The following is a 17671-nucleotide window of genomic DNA, read 5'->3' as shown; positions in this document are numbered from 1 at the left end:
GTGTTCTAAATGCAACGCAAAGGTTAACGCCGGGGAAATAGATTCTTGCCTGAGGTTATCCCCTAGTCAGCTCGGCATAACAGGACTCCAGGCGTTGCAGCCACCAGCGCACGCGCGCCTCTTGCGGACGCAAGCCATCCAATTTCTGGTGATCCGGCTCAATGCGACGCACCGGCAAGTACCCAGCGGTGGCCAGCAACGGCTCGGCACATACGTCTTCGGCGAACAAGGTGCCCGTCGCAAGGCCGCAGGCATAGGGCAGTTCTGGCAGCGCGCTGGCTAAGGCGGCGGCTTGGGCCAGCCCTACCGAAGTATCCAGGGCGCTGGACACGACAACATCCAGTTCGGCTTGCTTGGCAATTTCGAGCACCGCGCCGATGCCGCCCAGCGGTTGGGCCTTGATGACCATCAGATCTGCTGCGCCCAACCGCGAGACTTCCAAGGGGTCGGTGTGCTTCCGCACCGCTTCATCAGCGGCGATCTTCAAGGGGTTGCCGGCGTTGCGCAGTTGCTCGCGGACTTCTGCCAGCCCGGTAATGCCAGGCACTGGTTGCTCCGCGTATTGCAGGTCGTACTCGCTCAGGGCCTTCAAGGCCGGGACCGCCTGGGCAATATCCCATCCCATATTCGCGTCCACGCGCAGCGCTGCTTGCGGGTAGAGCCGACGGGCCTCAGCTACACGCGCCAGGTCCTGCTCGATCCCCTGGCCTTTTTCTGCCACTTTGATCTTGATGGTGTGCGGCGCGTCATAGCGTTCGAGAACCGCTCCGACATCTTTTACCGCAACTGCAGGCAAGGTGGCGTTGACCGGAATGCTGGTGCGCAACGGTTCCGGGAACGGCTGGTAAGCGGCCTCGATTCCGGCGGCTAGCCACCGTGAGGCTTCGGCCGGTCCGTACTCGGTAAATGCGGAGAACTCGCCCCAACCTTCCGGCCCGTTGATCAGCAGCGCTTCACGCTGGGTGACACCACGGAATTTCACACGCATCGGCAACCGGACAACATGGGAATTTGCCAGCAGATCTTCAAGGGGCGGAAGTTCAACACTCATGCTCTAAGACTATCGAGGGTGGGCATAGTTACATGCCTGAACTGTGCCGTTCCCCGTGCCGGATATGACACCCTAGAGATATGCCTCGCAATCCAGCATCCGCGCGCCCGCACCATATCAGGTGGTGGTGGGCTCTGCTGTTGCTGATTTCGCTGTTCTGCCTCGAATACGTATTTTTCGTCCAGCAGCGTGTGGGGCAATGGGCCGATCAGGCTGGATTCATAGCGTGGTCGCAATGGTGGCCCCGGACGGACCTGATTAATCCGATCCGTGAATTCCTTAATCTCTTGCCGGCAATCTGCGGCATCATTGCGGCAGTTTTCCTGCTGTATCGCGTGATTCGAGACCGGCGCTTCCTGCGGGCCATCGTGGCGGTCATCGCGGCCGCAGCCGCAGCGGGCAGCACGCAATTGCTCAAGCACGAGATCTTGTCCCGCCCGGATTTCAACTTCGGCACCACAGGAAATTCTTTTCCCTCAGGACACACCACCGCCGCTGCCGCCGCAATGGGACTGATGTACCTGGTTTCACCACCGAAACTGCGTCCGGTAGTCCAGCCGATCGCGTGGTTGTTCGCGACGGTGACCGGGGTGGCCACTTTGATCTGCGGTTGGCACCGTCCAAGTGACATTGCAGCTGGTTTCGTGGTGGCCGGATTCTGGATGGTCTTGGCCTCGGTCGTGCTCCAGCGCATCCAGCCGCTGAGCCATGAACTGCCAAAGGGCACCTGGTCGAGGAAAGTTGGGGCCGGCAGCCTGGTTGTCTGGGCTGCGGTAATCGGGCTCTCGTTCCTCCTGCCGCACCCGCATATCCAGAAGATCCCGGAGTTCCTGCAATTGGTCTACGCGGCATTGGGGATCATCCATGTCGTGGCCGCTTCGCTGGTATCCGGCTTGGTGCTGCGCTCGGTGGTTATCGGGCCCATGCGCACCTTCAATAAGTAGGGCGCAGGCCCAGAAACGTTATTCGCTACTGTTTCCCGCAGGCCATGCGGGCATTGAGCAAGTCTGCGGCTTGCTGCGATTCCGGGATGGTCACGGCGAAACGCTTCTTGTTCTTGAGTTCGAAAACGAGGCCTTCGTGTTCTTTCATCACGATGGCCGAACCGCCTGGAATGATTCGCCAGCCCCAGCCTCCCCACATCATGGGAACGATCTTTTCGCTGGTCGCAGATTCAATTTCGTCGATTTTGATGGTTCGCATCGGGAACCCCAAGACCGCTGATGATACCCGGAAGCGATCACCGCTGATCGATACCCGAATCCAGATCAAACCCAGAATCGATACGCACGCCACGGCCGACAGGGTCATGGCAACGATGAAGCCCACCCAGTCGCCATCTTGGCTGTCACCGGTCAGCAGCGGCAACGCAACAGCAATGAAAAGCGCCACGAACACCACCAGGCATAGCAGCCACATCCACCACGGTGCTGCCATCGTTTGATTGAATTCTTGCCGTGCCATGACTGGTGTCCCCGCCGCAACAGGCCGCTGGATGCCCTGCGCTGCATCACTTCGTGCCTGGCGGGCCTCAACGGATTGCCTGGTGTATTGCTGGTAGATGCCGCTGACCCACAGTGGCGCAATGCCCAGCAGCGAGCAGGCAATCAGCACAACCATCATGCCGCCCAGCACTGCGGTTTCAGGTGTCTCGGCGAGCGCTGTAGGCACCGCCGAGCCGACGAATACGCCAGCTGCACTCCAGGAGAGCAACCCGCCGGCGAAGAGCAGCACCATGAGCAGTGCCGGTTTGCGGCGCAGCGCCAAGGAAATCACTCCGGTGATGGCACCAAGAATGCATAGCCCGATGCAGACGGGAACAAACACCGCGGTGCGGGTAAACTCGTCCGGATAGGTCGAACTCCAGTGAGTGGCGGTCATTTCCGGCAGTTTGCCGGCGAGCAGGGCGTAGGCGCCCAGCACAATGGCCGTCGGTAGCAGGAGCAGCAGGTAGATGAATGGCCGGTTCTTGATTCCGGTCCCCGCTGTTGACATCTCAATCCCCTGTTCCTGCTGCCTAGCCCGCGTCATAAGCGGCTGGAAAGCAACCCAACATATTTCCATCATAGAAATAATAATTGGTTCAATTCTAGCAACCTATATTTGACATGCTGATAAATGATCGAACATAGATGAAATATCAGCAAAAAGGGTGATGCCCGTCAATCCTCGTGAGGTTCGACGGGCATCAAGATCACTCTTGAGAGCGAGCGCTGCGCACAGTAGGCGCTAGAGCGAAGCCAGCGCAGTCTTTGGATCCGTCATCGCGTCGGCAACATAGCGCATGAAGCCGGCAGCGGTTCCGCCATCGCAGACCCGGTGGTCAAAGCTCAGTGTCATCTCGCAGATGGAACGGACCTTGATCTTGCCATTGACCACCCACGGCTTCTCGATGATGCGCCCCAGCCCCAGAATGGCCGCTTCCGGGTAGTTGATGATGGCCGCGGAGCCATCAACATTGAACACGCCGTAGTTATTGATGGTGAAGGTGCTGCCGGACAGGTCGGCGACACCGGCCTTGCCCTCGCGGGCCACCGTAGCCAGTCGAGCGAACTCGGCTGACAGTTCCTTGGCGTTCAGCTTGTGGGCGTTGCGCACATTTGGCACAACCAGGCCGCGACCGGTCTGGGCTGCGAACCCGAGGTTCACGCCCTCGAAGAGGGTATGGCGCAAGCCCCCATCAGCTTCAGCCTCAATGCGGCTGTTCAGTTCAGGGAAGCGCCGCAAGCCGGCCACCGCGAAACGGGAGATCAGTGCCATGACGCTTGGAGCTTGGCCTTCGGCTTCCTTGATCATCGATCGCAGCTTCAGCAGCTTGGTGACATCGACATCCACCCACACGGTAGCCTCGGGGATCTCGCGGCGCGAAGTGCTCATCGCGGTGGCGATGGTCTTGCGCACGCCCGAGAGCACCTGGGAAGATGCGACCGGCAGGCCGGTCTTCGAATCCGCCCCGCCAGCCTGGGCTGGTGCAGCGGGCACCGCGGCTGCGGAAGCCGGGGCCGGTGCTGCCGGCGCAGCGGCCGCCGCATCAGCCGACAAGGCGGCTTCCACGTCGGTGCGCAGAATCAGCCCTTCTGGACCAGAGCCTCGAACCGTTGTGATATCCAAGGCGTTATCCCGCGCCAGCTTTCGTACCAGCGGGTTGATCACGCGGGCCGCTTCGGCCGGTGCCTGTGCCGCTGGCGCGGCTACCCCGCCGCGCGGCTTGCGCCGACGGCTGGTCTTGCGCTGGGCAGAGGAAGTGCCGTAGCCAATGAGCACATTGCCGCTACCCTCATCGGCTTCTGCTGATTCTTCGGCAGGTACCTGGGTGCCAGCACGCTCTTCCTCGCGGTAGGACTGCGCACGTTCGGCTTCAGGCGCTTCAGCTTCTTCGCCGCCGGTGTTCACGGAGATGAAAGGCTCATCCACCAGCATCATCTGGCCGGCGTCCCCATGCAGGGTCGACACTACGCCTTCAAACGGGCAAGGGATCTCCACCAGCGACTTCGCGGTTTCCACCTCCGCTATGGGCTGGTCAACTGCGACAACGTCACCGGCGGCAACCATCCAGCGCACCAGCTCGGCTTCGGTCAGGCCTTCGCCAAGGTCTGGCAAGAGAAAAGTCTTGATGCTCATTTACGCCTCCCACTGAAGCTGGTCAACCGCGTCGAGAATGCGTTCGGCGCTTGGAAGATGGAACTTTTCCAGCGTTGGGGCCGGGTATGGAATGTCGAATCCGGTCACGCGAAGCACTGGAGCGGCCAACGAGTGGAAGCAGCGTTCCTGCACCCGGGCCACGATTTCACTGGCTACCGAGGCGAAGCCTTGGGCTTCTGCAACCACGATAGCGCGTCCGGTCTTGCGCACCGATGCGCAGACGGTCTCGTCATCGAAGGGCACAATGCTCCGGATGTCGAGAACTTCCAGGCTGATGCCTTCCTCGGCTGCCAACTTGGCAGCTTCCAATGCGGTGGAAACGCTTGGACCATAGGTAATCAGCGTGGCATCGCTGCCCGGACGGGCGATGCGCGCCTGGCCCTCGGTCCTAGCGCTCTTCTTGGCCTCGTACTGCTCGGCCAGCTGCGCCAAGTCCACCTGCTCCTTGGACCAGTACAGCTTCTTCGGCTCGAAGAAGACCACCGGATCATCCGAATCGATGGCTTCGCGCAGCATCAGGTAGGCATCCTCTACGCACGAGGGCGTGAAGACCTTCAGCCCTGGTGTGTGGGCGTAGTAGGCTTCCGAGGAATCGCAGTGGTGCTCCACGCCGCCCACGCCGCCGGCGTACGGAATGCGGATGACCATCGGCAGGTTCAGCTTGCCCTGGGTTCGGTTGCGCATCTTGGCGACATGCGAAGCGATCTGCTCGAACGCCGGGTAGGCGAATGCATCGAACTGCATCTCGATAACCGGGCGCATGCCGTTGATGGCCATGCCCACGGCCATGCCGACAATGCCGGATTCGGCCAGCGGGGTGTCAAAGCAGCGTTCGGAACCAAAGCGTGCGGTCAGCCCGTCGGTGATGCGGAAAACGCCGCCAAGGGTTCCCACATCCTCGCCGAAGATCACTACCGAGTTGTCGGCAACCAGCGAATCAGCCAGGGCGGTATTCAGCGCCTTGCCGAAGGTCACCGGCTGGTGCTCATTGGCGGCCTTGGCTGCGGCTCGTGCGGTGGCAGCGCTGACGTTCGGGTTCAAGCGCGAAGTAGTGGCAGTCATCCTAGGCCTCCTCACGGTCTAGTTCGTCGACGAGCATGGCTTGCTGTTCAGCCAGCTGCGGGGTCTTGGCCGAGTACACGTGCTCGAACAGCTCACGTGGATCGGTGTTGGCTTCCTGGTTCATGCCATCACGCAAGGTCTTGGCGACCGACTCGGCGTCGGCGGTGATCTTGGCGACGGTGCTATCGGTCAAGAGCCCGGCATCATCCAAATACGCCTTCATGCGGGTCACCGGATCCTTGGCGATCCATTCCTGGACTTCGGAGTCCTCGCGGTAGCGCTTGTCGTCATCTGCGTTGGTGTGCGCCTGCATGCGGTAGGTGTGGGCCTCGATCAGCAGCGGGCCGTTGCCTTCGCGGGCCATGCGCACCGCACGGGTCATGATGGCCATCAAGGCCATCAGGTCGTTGCCATCCACGCGCTCGCCGGCCATGCCGTAGCCAACAGCCTTGTGGGCCAGGGACGGGGCGGCACTTTGCTGCGAGAGCGGAACCGAGATGGCGTACTTGTTGTTCTGCACGAAGAAGATCACCGGAAGGTTGAAGACCGCGGCGAAGTTCAGCGCTTCGTGGAAGTCGCCCTCGCTGGTGGCGCCATCGCCGCACATGGCCACCACTACGGTGTCTTCGCCGCGCAGCTTGGCAGCGTGGGCGACACCCACTGCGTGCAGCAGCTGGGTCGTGAGCGGGGTGGACATCGGTGCGCAGTTATACGCCTTCGGGTCATAGCCGCAGTGCCATTCGCCGCGGAAGCTGGTCATGACTTCCATCGGGGCTACGCCCTTGGTCAGCACCGCTACCGTGTCGCGGTAGGTTGGGAAAAGCCAGTCGTTCTCGCCCAGGCACAGGGCTGCTGCGATTTGGCAGGCTTCCTGCCCGTGGCTGGAGGGGTAGACAGCCATGCGGCCCTGGCGGACCAGTGCGGAGTTCTGGTCGTTGACGCGGCGGCCGGTGACCAGAGCCGCATAGGCTTCCAGCAGCCGGGCCGGGCTTGGCAGCGGGTACTCGTGGCCAGGTTCAGTACCCTGCTGGTCCTCTGGGCGCAGGGTTCCGTCCGGGTTCAACAGGTTGATCATGTGGCGTGCTGGCAGCATGTAGTCTTCGGGGGTAATCCCGAATTTCTTGCTGACATCAGAGATGCGATCTGCATGTGCTTCAGTGCTCATGTTCTCCCACCTTTCGTGGTTCTGGCTCGGTCCATGAGCACAACTGCTTGTGACTCACTTCACCTAAACATCATTTGCAATCAATTATGGGTATGCGTGGCATTCTGTATCCAGTCCGGCGTGGAATCGTGGAAAGTTGTGATTGGTATCCTTATACTCGTAGACGAAAAGTTTCGATAGATTGTGTTTGGAACAGAGACGTCCGACACGTCAACAAGGAGTACCAATGGCCGCGGAAGCGGAGTTAAAACTCGATGATGTCGACCATGCGATCCTCGCTGAGCTAACCAGCGACGGGCGCCAGTCGGTCACCACCGTGGCACAAAAGGTGCATGTATCGCGTGCCCACGCCTATTCCCGTATCGCAAAGCTCCAAGATGCCGGGGTGATCACTCGTTATACGGCGGTGATTGATCCGGTGAAGGCAGGGCTCAAGGCCAGCGCCTACGTGACTTTGAAACTCCGCCAGCATTCCTGGCGCGAACTGCGCGATCACTTGGCGTCCATTCCCGAGGTGCATCATGTGGGCTTGGTCGGAGGCAATTTCGATGTGATCCTGCTGGTGCGAGCCAAGGACAATCTGGATCTGCGCCGCGTGGTCTTCGAGCAATTGCAGTCTTTGACAACGGTCCTGGATACGCAGACCCTGCTGATCTTCGAAGACACCGATACCCGATAGGCAGTGATTCACCGGAAGACACGAGAAGAGCACCTGGATACCATTTCCAGGTGCTCTTCTCGTGTCTGCTGGGAAACTACTTCTGGCCGGTGAACACCGGCTTGCGCTTCTCCTGGAAGGACTTGAAACCTTCGGCGTAGTCAGCGGTGTCGCACAGGGCTGCCTGCGCCCGGTTCTCGGTACGCATCGATTCCCACAGCCCCGCACGCTGGTCACGGATTTCCTTGACCAGCTGCTTGGAAGCGATGAATGCCTGAGTTGCACCCTGGGCTACCTTGGCAATGATTTCTTCGCTGCGCTCCACCAGTTCCCCGGGCGCGAACGCACGCGAGAACAATCCCGAACGCACCGCTTCAGCACCGGAGATCAGCTCCGCGGTGTAAATCAGATCCAGCGTGCGGTGTGCCCCGAGACGCTCGGTGAACAGCCAGTGCCCGCCCGAGTCCAAGGTGGCACCGAGGTTCGCGAACGGCGAGCCGATCTTGGCGTTCTCTGCCACGTACACTACGTCGGTAGCGATCGCCAGCCCCAATCCCACGCCCAGGCAGGCACCCTGCACCAGCGCGAAGGTTGGCGCAGGGAAGCTGGACATCTTTTCCAGCAGCGGCTGGACCTTGCCGTCAAGATAGCCGATCACGTCATCGTCCGCGGGATCTACCCCGGAGATGTCGCGACCTGCGCAGAATCCGCGTCCCTCGCCGGTCAGTACCAGCACGCGCACGGTGCCCGCAGCCACTGCGGCGGCCGCTTTGTCATAGGCTTCCGAGAGCTGCGCCAAGGCCGCTTCATCCAGCGAGTTCATTTTCTGCGGAGCGTTGAGCACCACCCGCGCGATGGAATCTTCAATCGTCAGTTCGATCATGGATCCGTCCTGGCCTTTCTAGGCGTCGAAGTCGACGCTCAGCTTTTCGCTGGTTGGGTGCGACTGGCAGGTCAGTACGTAGCCGGCTTCGACTTCGTCGGGTTCCAGCGCGTAGTTCTCGGCCATGGTGACCGTACCGCAGGTGACCTTGGCACGGCAGGTGCCGCACACGCCGCCAGCGCAAGCGAACGGCACATCCGGGCGCACGCGCAAGGCAGCGTTCAGCACGGTTTCGTTGGCCCGCACCGGCGACTTGACCTCGCCCTTCAGGCCGTCGAGGTTGAAGCTGATCTCGTAGCTTTCCTCATTCTCGTCCGCCACCACGGGACGGCCGATATGCCCTTGCGGCTTCGTCGGCTCGCCGGTGGTGAATAGCTCGAAACGGACCTTCTCGGCGGGAACGTCCAAGCTGGCCAGCTGGTCGCGGACCAACTGGACGAGCTCGAATGGGCCGCAAAGGAACCACTCGTCAACATTCGGTGCCTGGACCACGCTGGTCAGCAGCGTGGTGAGCTTCTCGGCGTCGATGCGGCCCGAAAGCAACGGCGAAATGCGCTGTTCGCGGCTGAGCACGTGGTGCAGTGCCAGCCGGGATGTGTAGCGGTCCTTCAGGTCGGCCAGTTCCTCCAGGAACATGACGTCCATGGCGGCCTTGTTCGCGTAGATCAGGTCGAAGCGGGTGTGCTCATTGGCTTCGAGGATCGTGCGGGCAATGGCCAGCACCGGGGTAATGCCCGAGCCGGCGGCGACGGCCACGAAACGGTCCTGCGCTTTGGTGTCGATGGTCGACGGGTTATTGATCTGGGTGAGCTTGTGCTTGGAGATGAAAGCGCCGGCAGGGCTCATCACATCGATCTGGTCCCCTGCGGCCAGGGACTCGTTGGCCCAGGTGGAGAACAGGCCGCCCAGGTCGCGCTTGATCGCCACCTTGATCTCGTCGCCCGTCGGGGCGGCGCAGATCGAGTACGAACGGCGCAGTTCGACCAGCTCGCCTTCGGCGTTGGGGATTTCCTTGCGCAACGCCACGTACTGGCCTGCGACGTAGTCGTATTCCTCGCTCAAGTCGCCAGGGATGGCGAAGCTGACTTCAATTGAGTCCTTGGTCAACCGGCGCACGTTCGAGACGGTGAGCCGATGGAAGGATGCCCGGCGTCGGGTGGGAGTGGTTTTTTCGGTCATGAGAGCACCTTGAAGTAGTCGAAGGGTTCCAAGCAGTCTTTGCAGGTGTAGAGCGCCTTGCAGGAAGTCGAGGCGAAGCGGGCCAACTCCCGGGTGTTCAGCGAGTGGCACCGCGGGCATTTCACGCTCATGCCCAGGGTGACGCGACCTGCGTGGCCCTGGCCGGTCGGTGGGGCAATCCCGTACTCTTCGAGCTTGGCCTTGCCTTCCGCGGTCATCCAGTCCGTTGACCACGCCGGGCTCAGTACCAGCTTGACGTCAACCTTTTCATATCCGGCGTCTGCGAAAGCGGTGTACAGGTCGCCATTGATGGCATCCATCGCCGGGCAACCTGAATAGGTCGGGGTGATGACTACCTGCACGGTTCCGTCCTCGGCCATGTCCACCTCGCGCAGGATTCCCAGGTCCGCGATGGATAGCACCGGAATTTCCGGGTCGGTCACCTGGGAGGCGATAGCGAACAGGTCCTTGGCGCCAGCGATCGTCTTGCTCAAGACTGCTTCCCCCTTTTCGGGCAAAAATGTTGCGTAGTTACCAGCTGGCACCGGGATGCTTGCGGGCGAGAACTTGCATCTCCGCCAGCAGGTAGCCCAGGTGCTCCGAATGCTCGCCGCGGCGTCCGTAGGCCATGGCCTGTCCGGTAGCAGGAATCTCCAGTCCGGCGTCGGCCAGTACCGCAGTGATTTCTTCATCCCATGCAACGCGCAGGGTGGAGGGCAGCACGGCGATGCCCGCAAGGTCCTGGTGGACTTCCTCATCGCGGAACATCTCATCGACGTACGGCCAGAGGATTTCCAGGGCATGGCGCATCTTGGACGCTGATTCCTCGGTCCCCATGCCCAGGCGGATGGTCCACTGGATGGCGTGGTCGCGGTGGTAGTCGACTTCCTTGACTGCCTTGGCCGAGATGGCGGCCAGGGTTTCGTCCTTTGACTGCGCCAGCTGCTTGTAGAGCAGGTTCTGGAAGATCGAAACGATCAGCTGGCGGATGATGGTCACGCCGAAGTGGCCGTTAGGCTGTTCGACAATCCACAGCGAAGTGAATTCTTCTTCCTCGCGCCAGTAGGCCAATTCGTCTTCGGTCTTGTCCCAGGCCAGTCCGGCGTAGGTCAGGAACGAGCGGGCGTGGCCCAGGATATCCAGGGCGATATTGCCCAGGGCAACATCTTCTTCCAGTTCCGGAGCGCGGGAAATCCAGTGCGACATGCGCTGCGCCAGGATCAGGGCATCGTCGCCCAGGGTCAGCGCGTAGCGCGCAACCTCTTCGCTTGGCTTGACGCCGTCCACGGCGATGTCCTCCGGACGCAGGGCATTGCCCGGGGTGACGCGGGTGGCCGAGGCCAGCGCGTCGCCGAAGCTATCGAGCGCTTCGTCGAGTTCTTCGTGCTTCACAGGTGCTTCACTCCCTCACTGGCCTTGTAATAGGTCGCGTGGCGGTAGTCTTTGCCCTGCGGGGATTCGAAAAAGGAATCCTTTTCACCGGGGTCGGAGCTGATGATGTCCGAGGATTTTACGACCCATAGCGAGACGCCTTCATTGCGGCGGGTGTACAGATCGCGGGCGTTGCGCAGTGCCATCTGCTGATCCGGTGCATGCAGGGATCCGGCGTGGACGTGCGAGAGTCCTCGGGACGAACGGACGAATACTTCCCACAGGGGCCAATTGCTCTGTTGGCTCATGCTAGGCGACCTCACTTCGTGCTTGTTTTGCTGCGTATGCTGCGGCGGCTTCTCGGACCCAGGCACCTTCGCGGTGCGCTTCACGGCGGCGTTCCAGCCGCTGCGCGTTGGCCGGGCCATTGCCCTTGATCACTGCCATGAATTCATCCCAGTTCAAATCCTTGTGGATCCACTGCTTCTTCTCTTCATCGAAGTGCAACTGGGGATCCGGCAGGGTCAGGCCAAGGACCTTGACCTGCTCGGCAATCATGCCAACGAAGCGCTGGCGCAGTTCGTCATTGGAGAAACGCTTGATCTTCCAGGCCATGGACTGCTGGGAGTTCGGCGACTGGTCATCTGGCGGACCGAACATCATCAGCGAGGGTTCGTAGAAGCGGTTGATGGCGTCCTGGGCCATCTTCTTCTGCGCCTCGGTGCCGCGGGAGAGCGAGAGCAGGATTTCGAAGCCCTGGCGCTGATGGAAGGATTCTTCCTTGCACACGCGCACCATCGCACGGCCGTAGGGGCCGTAGGAGGCGCGGCACAGCGGAACCTGGTTGGCGATGGCCGCACCATCGACCAGCCAGCCGATAGCACCCATATCCGCCCAGGTGCGTGCAGGGTAGTTGAAGATCGAGGAGTACTTGGCCTTGCCGGAGAGCAGCTGCTCGTTGTACTCGTCGCGGGTGGTGCCCAGGGTCTCGGCAGCCGAGTAGAGGTAGAGCCCGTGCCCGGCTTCATCCTGCACCTTGGCCATCAGAATTGACTTGCGCTTCAGCGAGGGAGCACGGGTGATCCAGTTGGCCTCAGGCTGCATGCCGATGATTTCGGAGTGCGCGTGCTGGGAGATCTGGCGGCTGAGGGTCTTGCGGTACTTCTCAGGCATCCAGTCGCGTGGCTCGACGCGGGAGTCCTGATCGATCAAGGCGTCGAAACGCGCTTGGGACTGCTCTTCTTCGTAGCTCGGGACGGCACTCAGTCCCGGCTCCTGCGGTGTGGTCGGGGCCATGGGTTCACCTCATCGAAAACAAATTACATACTGACCGTTCGTTCAGTATGTCAGAGTGCGTTCGATCACGTCAACACCAACCCACTCCAGGCACAACAAAACCCCGGGAAAGAATTCCCGGGGTTTCCTTGAAGCTGGGGATTAGGCGTTAGCCAGCGCCTTTTCCGACTTCTTGCCCTTGAATATCAGCGCATCAAGCGAGATGCGGCCTGGGCCCGTCAAGAGCAGCGCCAGCGCGCCGGCAGCCAGTGCCAGGACAAGCTCGAAGCCGCCATTTTCCACGAACACGCCACCTGAGGCATGAACCATGAACAGGGCGGCAATCATCTGCAGGCCCAGCAGGCCAGCGAAGACGCGGGTCAGCAGGCCAAGGATGATCGCGGCGCCGCCGGCGATCTCCAGGGTTGCCGCCACTGGAGCAATCAAACCGGCAGCAGGAACGCCCATCTGGCCAAAGGCCGCAGTGGTGCCCTCGATGGTGAACTGGAAGTATTTCTGCCAGCCATGAGCCAGGAAGAGGAAGCCGAAGGCCAAGCGAAGCAGGGTACGCGCAGCGGTCTGCAGACCCGGGTTGTTTTCCAGAGCGGACATATTTTAACTCCTAGGGATTGGGGCACGGGAAGATCCCGTGTGGCTACTGCTCCAACCCTACAAGGGGATAAGTTGAACCTTCAAGCATATGAAGGTTTTTGTCCCGTAAGCTTCGTCACGAAAAAACCGTGCTGCCCGCAACCAGTTTCATCTGGTCGTGGACAGCACGGTTTTCCGCTGGCTTGGCGGTACGGCTCAGAGAACCTTGGACAAGAAGTCCTGGGTACGCGCCTGCTGCGGGTTGCCGAACAGCTGTTCGGGCGCACCCTGCTCGCAGACAACACCATCAGCCATGAAGACCACGCGGTCAGCGACTTCGCGCGCAAAGCCCATCTCGTGGGTCACCAGAACCATGGTCATGCCGGTGTCGGCCAGCTCCTTGATAACCTGCAGCACTTCGCCGACCATCTCCGGGTCAAGAGCGCTGGTAGCCTCGTCGAAGAGCATGATGCCCGGGGCCATGGCAAGCGCGCGGGCGATGGCCACACGCTGCTTCTGGCCGCCAGAGAGCGAGGCCGGACGGGCGTTGGCCTTCTCGCGCAAGCCCACGCGTTCCAGCAGCTCAAGTGCGCGCTCCCGGCCTTCCGCCTTGCTCATCTTCTTGAGCTCGACCGGCGCCAGCATGATGTTCTCTGCCACGCTCATATGCGGGAACAGGTTGAAGTGCTGGAACACCATGCCTACATGGCGGCGCACCTCATTGATGTCCACCTTGGGGTCGGTGACATCAAAGCCATCGACAACCACCTTGCCCGAGGTAATGTCCTCAAGCTTGTTGAGGCAACGCAGCAAGGTGGACTTGCCGGACCCGGAAGGGCCGATCACGCACACCACCTCGCCTTCGCGGACATCCATGTCGATGCCCTTGAGGACATTGTTGGAGCCAAAGGACTTGTGCAAGTCCTTGACCTGGATCTTCACGTTGGAGCTTTGCTCGGTTACGGTGCTCACTTGTTGAACCTCCGATCGGCATAATTTGCCAATTTGGTCAGCGCCATAATGGCAATGAAGTAGATAATGCCCACGATCAGCAGCGTCTCAGTGACACGGAAGTTCGCCGCGTAGATCTGCTGGCCCTGGTAGAGCAGCTCGGTGAAGCCGATAGCCAGCAGCAACGAGGAGTCCTTCAGGCTGATGATCAACTGGTTGATCAGCGACGGGGTCATCATCTTGAAAGCCTGCGGGATCACGACCTTCTGCATCGACTTGCCATAGCCCAGGCCCAGCGAACGGGATGCTTCAAGTTGCCCTGGATCCACCGACTGGATACCGCCGCGAACGATTTCGGCGACATAGGCACCGGCGTTCAGCGACAGCGTCAGCACGCCTGCGGTCCAGACGCTGATCTCCCAGCCGGTCAGCTGCGGCAGGCCGAAGTAGAACATGAAGGCCCAGAGCAGCAACGGGGTGCCGCGGAAGATGTTCACGAAGGTCGTGGCGATGCCGCGCAGCACGATGTTCCCGGAGATCTTCATGAAGCCGAAGACCAGGCCCAATGCCATGGCAATGGCGAAGGAAATCGCGGTCACCAGCAGGGTGTGCCACAGACCGGTCATCAATGCGGGAATGGACTTGACCAGCAGGTCGAAGAAGTTGCTTGGCGCCGCTGCGGTCGGGTCGGCAAGGTAGGAGTCCAGGATCTGCTGGTACTCGCCGTTGGCCTTCAGCTCGGCCAAGCCGTCGTTGAACGCTGCCAGCAGCGCGGTGTTCTCGCCCTTGTTCACGGCGAAGCCATAGGAACCGCCCGGGACCTTGTCGGTGACGGTCTTCAGGCCATTGCCCTGGGCAATGCCGTAGGCCAGCACCGGGTAGTCGTCGAAGACGGCAACTGCAGAACCGGCCTTGACCGATTCGTACATGGTGGCCGACTGGTCCAAGGACTTGACCTCGAAGCCGTATTCCTCGGCGATGGACTTTGCATAGCTTTCGCCCTCGGCGCCGGTCTTGGCGACAACGGTCTTGCCTTCCAAGTCCTCGTAACCGGTGATCTCGTCATTGCCGGCAGCGACAGCCATCTGCACGCCGGACTCGAAGTACGGCTCGGAGAAGTCGTAGATCTCCTTGCGCTCGTCGGTAATCGACATGCCGGCGATCACGCCATCCACCTGGTTGGAGGAAAGGGCGGCCAAAGCCGCATTGAAGCCCAGGGACCTGATCTCGACTTCGAAACCCTGGTCTTCGGCAATGGCGCGCAGAAGATCCATGTCGATACCGGTCAGTTCGCCGTTCTGGCGGAACTCGAAGGGCGCGAAAGTCGTATCCGTGCCGATGACGTAGGTCTGGCCCTCGACGCTTTCACTGCCTTGGGCCACGGCCGAGGGTGCCCCGACGACCAGGGCCATCAAACCGATGGCAGCCGCGGCTATCCATCGGGCCAGGCGCCCTGTGGGGGCAGCTGTTCTTTTCTTTTCCACTGATGTATCGCTTTCTCGTACTGAAGGGCGAATGGCCCAAGGTGCAGATGATACGTTCTGCCTGCAAGCCTAGGACTTATAAAGCCTAGCCGGTACCCCGCGACTCGCCTGCACTTGCATCGTTATCGGTTTGAAACCGCTGTTCTGTCCGCGCTGAGCATAGCTGCACCCGCATAGCACGGCAGTGGGATTGAATAGGGGTATGACTCCAGAATCGTTGACCGCCAATGCACCGCGTGCCGCAAAGCTGCCCACCACCCGCAGCTTCCACGGCGATGACTTCATCGACAACTACGAGTGGCTGCGGGAGAAAGCCAACCCGGATGTCATCGCGCATCTGACCGCAGAAAACGAGTACACCGACACCATTACCGCTAGCCAGCAGCCGCTGCGCGATGCCTTGTTCAGCGAGATCAAGGCACGCACCGTTGAAACCGACTTGTCGGTTCCAGTGCGACGCCGCGGCTGGTGGTACTTCACCCGTTCGGCCGAAGGCAAGCCCTACACCATCCAGTGCCGCGTCAAGGCATCGGACACCGGGGACCTTGTTGCCGACTGGACTCCCCCGGTCATCGACGCGGAAACTGCATTGCCTGCCGAAGAGGTGCTGCTTGATGGCAACGCCTTAGCCGAAGGGCAGCCGTTCTTCTCGCTCGGCGGCATGGCGTTGAATGAAGCAGGCAACTTGCTTGCCTACTGTGTCGATAATGCGGGCGATGAGCGATTCACCCTTTTCATCAAGGACCTGGACACCGGCCTGCTGCTGAGCGACACCATTGAAGGAGTGTTCTACGGCCTGGCCTTCTCCCCCGATTCTTCAACTGTCTTCTACACGGTGGTTGACCAAACCTGGCGGCCACACCAGATTCGCGCTCACCTGCTGGGGACCCTCCCAACGCAGGACAAGATCATTTTCGAGGAAAATGATCCTGGCATGTGGCTCGGCTTCGATCTGAGCCCGGACCGCAACACCCTGATGATCTCCAGCGGCAACTCCGAATACGCTGAAACCAGCATGCTGGATCTGGCCGAGCCTTCGGCTGCCGTGACCTTGCTGGTGCCGCGCTCCTTGCGCCTGCTGCACGGAATCGACCTGATGCCGGGCGCCGGCCAGGCCTTGATCACCCACGATCACCAGGCACCGAACAACATGGTGTCGCTGGCATCCCTGGACCAGCTGGGCGAAAACGCCGACCCGGCGCACTGGCAGACCGTGGTGGCCCACGAGGACACGGTCAAGATCGAAGGCACCGCGCTGACCGGTTCGCACGTGGTGCTCTCGGTGCGCCGAGATACCTGCGAGCGCGTGCAGCTGATCGCCTTGGACGGATTGGGCACCAAAGCCCAGCAGCCGGCCATTGAACCGGATTTCGATGATGAGCTGTTCACTGCCTCGGCGACCTTTGCCGAGCTGGATGCTCCGTTGATCCGCATCGGCTACACCGCAGACTTCACCCCGGCCCGCGTATACGACCTGTGGCTCCAGAACCAGTCGCTGGTGCTGCGCAAGCAGACCCCGGTGAACAACTTCGATCCTGCCAAGTACCTGTCCACCCGCGAGTGGGCCACCGCGGCCGATGGCGCCAAGATCCCCTTGACCATCATGCGCCGTGCCGACCTGGATACCTCGGTTCCGCAGCCGGTGCTGATCTACGGCTACGGTTCCTACGAGGCCTCCATGGATCCTGGTTTCGGCATCCCTCGCTTGAGCGTGCTGGATCGCGGAGTGGTCTTTGTCATTGCCCACGTGCGCGGCGGCGGCGAGCTGGGCCGCAACTGGTACCTGCAGGGCAAGAAGCTGCACAAGAAGAACACCTTCACCGACTTCATTGATTCCACACAGTACCTGCTCGATTCCGGGTGGGCCGATCCGCAGCGCATCGCCGCCCTGGGCGGTTCGGCCGGCGGACTGCTGATGGGCGCTGTCGCGAACATGGCTCCGCAGCTGTATACCGCGATCATCGCCCAGGTGCCGTTCGTCGATGCCTTGACCTCCATCCTGGATCCAGAGCTTCCGCTCTCGGCACTGGAATGGGAAGAATGGGGCAACCCGATCGAGAGCAAGGAGGTCTACGACTACATGAAGTCCTACACTCCCTACGAAAACGTCACAGCACAGGATTACCCGAAGATCGCTGCGGTCACCTCGCTCAATGACACCCGTGTACTGTATGTGGAGCCAGCCAAATGGGTGGCCAAGCTGCGGGAAGTCGGTACCGGACAGGCCCCGATTGTGCTGAAGACCGAAATGGATGGCGGTCACGGCGGCGCTTCGGGACGTTACGAGTCCTGGAAGGCCCGCGCGTGGGACTACGCCTTCGCCTTGGACGCCCTGGGATGCACCGACGAAATCTAAGTA

17 protein-coding genes are annotated in these 17671 nt (G+C 61.0%); 3 read left to right on the top strand and 14 right to left on the bottom strand.

Annotation, left to right across the window (positions count from 1 at the left end):
- Nucleotides 1-55 precede the first annotated feature (55 nt).
- Complete coding sequence (locus M2368_RS00310) at nt 56-1051, bottom strand: o-succinylbenzoate synthase (protein ID WP_332498872.1); 996 nt, start codon at nt 1049-1051, stop codon at nt 56-58.
- Nucleotides 1052-1131: 80 nt separating this feature from the next.
- Here M2368_RS00310 and M2368_RS00305 point away from each other — a divergent pair, with 80 nt between their 5' ends.
- Nucleotides 1132-1995, top strand: a complete 864-nt coding sequence (locus M2368_RS00305; RefSeq protein ID WP_105656915.1) for a phosphatase PAP2 family protein — start codon at nt 1132-1134, stop codon at nt 1993-1995.
- A gap of 25 nt (nt 1996-2020) precedes the next feature.
- Here M2368_RS00305 and M2368_RS00300 read toward each other — a convergent pair whose 3' ends face one another.
- The 4 genes from M2368_RS00300 to pdhA form a co-directional block, all read right to left on the bottom strand.
- On the bottom strand, nt 2021-3046 hold the full coding sequence (locus M2368_RS00300) for a hypothetical protein (RefSeq protein ID WP_400342016.1): 1026 nt from the start codon (nt 3044-3046) through the stop codon (nt 2021-2023).
- A 234-nt stretch (nt 3047-3280) separates the two neighbouring features.
- A complete protein-coding gene (locus tag M2368_RS00295) occupies nt 3281-4672 on the bottom strand; it encodes a dihydrolipoamide acetyltransferase family protein (RefSeq protein ID WP_402741097.1) in 1392 nt (463 codons plus the stop codon).
- Entirely contained in the window at nt 4673-5755 is a 1083-nt protein-coding gene (locus M2368_RS00290; protein WP_105656918.1) for an alpha-ketoacid dehydrogenase subunit beta, read from the bottom strand.
- A gap of 1 nt (nt 5756) precedes the next feature.
- The gene (gene pdhA, locus M2368_RS00285) at nt 5757-6920 is read right to left on the bottom strand and encodes a pyruvate dehydrogenase (acetyl-transferring) E1 component subunit alpha (RefSeq protein ID WP_105656919.1); all 1164 of its coding nucleotides are present in this window, start codon (nt 6918-6920) and stop codon (nt 5757-5759) included.
- Nucleotides 6921-7146: 226 nt separating this feature from the next.
- On the opposite strand from pdhA, the gene M2368_RS00280 reads away from it, so the two are divergent.
- Nucleotides 7147-7599 (top strand): Lrp/AsnC family transcriptional regulator, encoded by a 453-nt coding sequence (locus tag M2368_RS00280; protein ID WP_498723900.1) that lies wholly within the window; start codon nt 7147-7149, stop codon nt 7597-7599.
- A gap of 76 nt (nt 7600-7675) precedes the next feature.
- Here the strand turns inward: M2368_RS00280 and M2368_RS00275 are convergent, their stop codons facing one another.
- The 9 genes from M2368_RS00275 to M2368_RS00235 all read right to left on the bottom strand — a co-directional run bounded on the left by M2368_RS00275 (nt 7676) and on the right by M2368_RS00235 (nt 15312).
- Nucleotides 7676-8461, bottom strand: coding sequence for an enoyl-CoA hydratase/isomerase family protein (locus M2368_RS00275; RefSeq protein ID WP_498723899.1), 786 nt, complete (start codon nt 8459-8461; stop codon nt 7676-7678).
- An 18-nt stretch (nt 8462-8479) separates the two neighbouring features.
- Complete coding sequence (paaE, locus tag M2368_RS00270; protein WP_105656922.1) at nt 8480-9640, bottom strand: 1,2-phenylacetyl-CoA epoxidase subunit PaaE; 1161 nt, start codon at nt 9638-9640, stop codon at nt 8480-8482.
- Entirely contained in the window at nt 9637-10134 is a 498-nt protein-coding gene (gene paaD, locus M2368_RS00265) for a 1,2-phenylacetyl-CoA epoxidase subunit PaaD (protein WP_332489069.1), read from the bottom strand. Before paaD ends, paaE begins: the two co-directional genes overlap by 4 nt.
- Nucleotides 10135-10171: 37 nt before the next feature.
- Nucleotides 10172-11032, bottom strand: a complete 861-nt coding sequence (gene paaC, locus M2368_RS00260) for a 1,2-phenylacetyl-CoA epoxidase subunit PaaC (protein ID WP_498723898.1) — start codon at nt 11030-11032, stop codon at nt 10172-10174.
- Nucleotides 11029-11319, bottom strand: coding sequence for a 1,2-phenylacetyl-CoA epoxidase subunit PaaB (paaB, locus tag M2368_RS00255; protein WP_105656924.1), 291 nt, complete (start codon nt 11317-11319; stop codon nt 11029-11031). Before paaB ends, paaC begins: the two co-directional genes overlap by 4 nt.
- 1 nt (nt 11320) lies before the next feature.
- Nucleotides 11321-12307 carry a 1,2-phenylacetyl-CoA epoxidase subunit PaaA gene (paaA, locus tag M2368_RS00250; RefSeq protein ID WP_105656925.1) on the bottom strand — a complete coding sequence of 329 codons (987 nt, stop codon included), beginning with the start codon at nt 12305-12307 and terminating at the stop codon, nt 11321-11323.
- Between the two features lie 141 nt (nt 12308-12448).
- Complete coding sequence (locus M2368_RS00245) at nt 12449-12898, bottom strand: DoxX family protein (protein WP_105656926.1); 450 nt, start codon at nt 12896-12898, stop codon at nt 12449-12451.
- Nucleotides 12899-13093: 195 nt separating this feature from the next.
- Complete coding sequence (locus M2368_RS00240; protein ID WP_105656927.1) at nt 13094-13849, bottom strand: amino acid ABC transporter ATP-binding protein; 756 nt, start codon at nt 13847-13849, stop codon at nt 13094-13096.
- Nucleotides 13846-15312 carry an amino acid ABC transporter substrate-binding protein/permease gene (locus M2368_RS00235; protein WP_105656928.1) on the bottom strand — a complete coding sequence of 489 codons (1467 nt, stop codon included), beginning with the start codon at nt 15310-15312 and terminating at the stop codon, nt 13846-13848. The genes M2368_RS00240 and M2368_RS00235 overlap by 4 nt, the downstream gene beginning before the upstream one ends.
- 202 nt (nt 15313-15514) lie before the next feature.
- Between M2368_RS00235 and M2368_RS00230 the strand changes: the two genes are divergently transcribed.
- Nucleotides 15515-17668 (top strand): S9 family peptidase, encoded by a 2154-nt coding sequence (locus M2368_RS00230; protein ID WP_498723897.1) that lies wholly within the window; start codon nt 15515-15517, stop codon nt 17666-17668.
- The last annotated feature ends 3 nt before the right edge of the window (nt 17669-17671 follow it).

This window comes from Arthrobacter sp. JUb119, from assembly GCF_024807995.1.
In the GTDB taxonomy this organism is placed as follows: Bacteria; Actinomycetota; Actinomycetes; order Actinomycetales; family Micrococcaceae; genus Glutamicibacter.
The sequence above is the reverse complement of the archived record's forward strand: the minus strand, read 5'-3'. Positions and strand labels throughout refer to the sequence as shown.